The sequence below is a fragment of the Ensifer sp. 4252 genome (genome assembly GCF_050434565.1).
In the GTDB taxonomy this organism is placed as follows: domain Bacteria; phylum Pseudomonadota; class Alphaproteobacteria; order Rhizobiales; family Rhizobiaceae; genus Ensifer.
In genome coordinates, this window is record NZ_JBNDIU010000079.1 from 1 (window position 1) to 1,446 (window position 1,446).

Here is a 1,446-nt window from a genome sequence, read left to right on the forward strand (position 1 = left end):
CCCCATGGACGTGAACGAGCCGCCCGGACCAGGGATGCCACGGATACAAGAGCTCACGAATCTCGGTCCCGTGGGTGTTCTGTCGTCGTGTTGTAGTCAGGCAGTCGACCGCATCAGCTCGCTCGCAAAAGCCCTAGATCTTGTGCCCGTAGGTCGAAGCAGTGAGCTTGTGCAGTCCTCAAACTCGCGCGATCATCAGTTTGAAATCACTTCGCACGTAACCCCCAACAACAAAATGAACGAAGCCGAAACGCGGCTGGCCAAAGAGCTGCTTGTGCTGTTGGCTCCAAGGAAACCGGGCGTAAGCGTTAAAATGGTGGAAAGTCAGGACGCACCCTCTTTCGGCGTGAGCCGTTTCTTCGGACAGGCTCCGACCAGACTGCATACTTCGGTTCAGTTGAGAGATGGAAAGTGGTTGAGCAGCATATCGACGCTCCAGCCTTCAGCACGAAGGCTTTGGCGATGGCTGATTCCGATGGCAGCCAGCGGCGCGCTGGTTCTCATCGTGGTTGCCACTGTCATTCATTGGATCACGCGGCCTCTCTCGGTACTCGCACATGCGGCCGAACGCATCGGGCGTGGAGAAGACGTCCATAGCCTGCCCCCCGAGGGACCGGTCGAGGTCAGGGACACGATGACAGCATTCAACACCATGGAGCAGCGTCTCACTCAATTTGTGCGTGATCGGACGCAGTTACTTGCGGCTATCAGCCATGACATCCGTACGCCACTCACCTCCTTGAGACTCCGCGTTGAAATGGTGGACGACGTCGAGCTGCGGACGGCGATGGTCCGGACTATTGATGAGATGCGGCAAATGATCGAAGCCACGCTCAGCTTTGCACGGGACGACGCGCATTCCGAAGAAGCGCGAACTGTCGATCTTGTGGCCCTGTTGGAGGCGGCGGCTGATGATCTTGCGGGGGGTGGTCACGAGATACCTGTTCTTGGTCCAGATCGGCTGCCGGTTCGATGTCACCCATTGCGACTGAAGCGGGCCGTCTCCAATCTTATCGAAAATGCAACTCGGTACGGCGGCGGGGCACAGATCGGCGTGGGTCTCGTTGAAGAGACCATTGTCATCACCATTGATGACAATGGTCCTGGCATTGCGGACAGCGAACTGAAGACTGTATTCGAGCCGTTTGTGAGATTGGATAAATCCAGAAGTCCTGAAACAGGCGGCTTTGGGCTGGGGCTGGCCACTGCCCGTTCTATCGTGAAGTCACACGGTGGAGAACTAACACTCGTGAATAGACCGGGTGGTGGACTGAGGGCTCAAATATGCCTGCCAGCCTAGGTTTCGTTTAAGTGCAGCCCCGGGCCGCCGAGAACGGTTCAGCATCGCTGGTGTCAGGCGACATGTAAAACTGGTCCGGTAGCGACACCTAAAACTGGTCCCTCTTTCAGACCTTAGGAGGGACTAATGGACGTTGAGACAGGTAC

1 protein-coding gene is annotated in these 1,446 nt (G+C 56.8%); it reads left to right on the plus strand.

Annotated features, from left to right (window positions below; genetic code table 11):
* Positions 1 to 1,300, plus strand: a 1,300-nt coding sequence (locus ABIE33_RS36225; protein WP_429133972.1) for an ATP-binding protein, incomplete at its 5' end; no start/stop codon positions are given.
* Positions 1,301 to 1,446 lie beyond the last annotated feature (146 nt).